General features: G+C 72.8%; 1 protein-coding gene. It reads right to left on the minus strand.

Annotation, left to right across the window (positions count from 1 at the left end):
• Nucleotides 1-1,790: MMPL family transporter (locus tag AB0J68_RS31870; RefSeq protein WP_363942560.1), on the minus strand; the 1,790-nt coding region annotated here is incomplete at both ends.

Genomic DNA, 1,790 nt, shown 5'->3' on the forward strand with positions numbered 1-1,790 from the left:
CGCCAGGCCGATGCCGAGCTGCTTCATGTCGATCGTGCTCAGCGTGGCGAAGATCGAGAACACCCCGACCATGACGATCGCCGCGCTGGTCACCACCCCGGCCGACGACGTGATGCCGTATGACACGGCGTCGCGGTTGGACATGCCGGCCCGGACCCCCTCGCGAATCCGGCTCACCACGAAGACGTGGTAGTCCATCGAGAGCCCGAAGAGCACCACGAACAGGAACAGCGGCAGCCAGGAGACGATCGCGCCCATCGAGGTGAAGCCGAGCAGCCCCTCGGCCCAGTCGCCCTGGAAGACCAGCACGAGCAGCCCGTACGCGGCGCCGACGGAGAGCAGGTTCAGCACGATCGAGCTGGCCGCCACCACCACCGACCGGAACGTCAGCACCATGACCAGGAAGGTGAGCACCAGCACGAAGCCCATCACCAGCGGCAGCTTGTCCCGGACGTGCTGGGCGTAGTCCACGCTGTCGGCCACGCTGCCGCCGACCGCGTACTCGATGCCGGGGATACCGCGCAGCTCGGCCGGGACCAGGTCCGCACGCAGCTTCTCCAGCGACCGCACCGACCGGTCGTCCCGGCTGGCGTACGGGGTGGCGACGTCCAGCACCGACACCCGCCGGTCGGCCGACACCTTGATCTTCGGGCCATCCGCCTCGGTGGGGGCGAACAACGGGTCATCGCCGGCGCGGACGGCGAGGTCGGTGAGCGCCGCGTTGACCCGGTCGGCCTGCTCGGCCGGCGCCCGGACGGCCACCACGTGGCTGGTGCCGGTGCTCGGGAAAGCCGCGGTCAGCCGGTCGTACGCCTGCATGGCGGGCGTGGTGCGCGGCAGGTCCTCCATTCCGGGGAACTTCAGCTTCATGCCGAGCGCCGGCGCGGCCAGCGCGAGCAGCAGGCCGACCGAGATGACGAGGGTCGCCACCGGGGCGCGCAGCGCGGGCCGGAGCACCGCCGGCCAGAGCCGGGGCGTACGCGGCTCGCCGTGCCGGCCGGTGCGCGGCGCGGTCAGCCGCCAGAGCAGCGGCACCCGGGGCCGGTCGACCCAGCGGCCCAGCCTGGCCAGCAGGGCCGGCAGCACGGTCAGCGAGCCGGTCACCGCGACGGCGACCACCAGGATCGAGCCGACGGCCAGGGACGAGAAGACCACGTCGCCGGCGAGGAACAGTCCGGCCATCGCGATGATCACGGCGAAGCCGGAGACCACCACGGCGTGCCCGGAGGTCTCCGCGGCGATCTCCACCGCGTCCAGGCCGGAGCGGCCCTTGGCCCGTTCCTCCCGCTCCCGGCGGATGTAGAACAGCGAGTAGTCGACCCCCACCGCCATGCCGATCAGCAGGATCACCGGTGACGTGGTGTCCGTGGCCGGCACGAGGTGCGAGGCGAGGGTGGACAGGCCCATCGCGGCGGCGACCGAGGAGAGCGCCAGCAGCACCGGCACGCTGGCCGCGATCAACGCGCCGAACGCGATGATCAGGATGGCCAGGGTGACCGGCAGACTCAGCAGCTCGGCGCGCTCGAAGTCCTTGCCCAGGGTGTCGTCGAGCGCCTGGCCGATCGACGGCCCGCCGACCTGCTCGACACGGAGCTGCGGGTGCGCGCCCTGCACGGTGGCGGTGACGTCGCGCAGCGGCTGCACCCGGTCCGACGCGGTCTCCGGGTCACCGGACATGGTGATCGGCAGCAGCAGCGCGGACCCGTCCCGCGCGGTGACCGGCGGGCCGACCTCGGCGACCCCGGTGACCGTACGCAGCCGGGCGGCCGCGCCGTCGGCGGCCGCCATCG

It is taken from the genome of Micromonospora sp. NPDC049580, from assembly GCF_040675595.1.
GTDB lineage: Bacteria > Actinomycetota > Actinomycetes > Mycobacteriales > Micromonosporaceae > Micromonospora.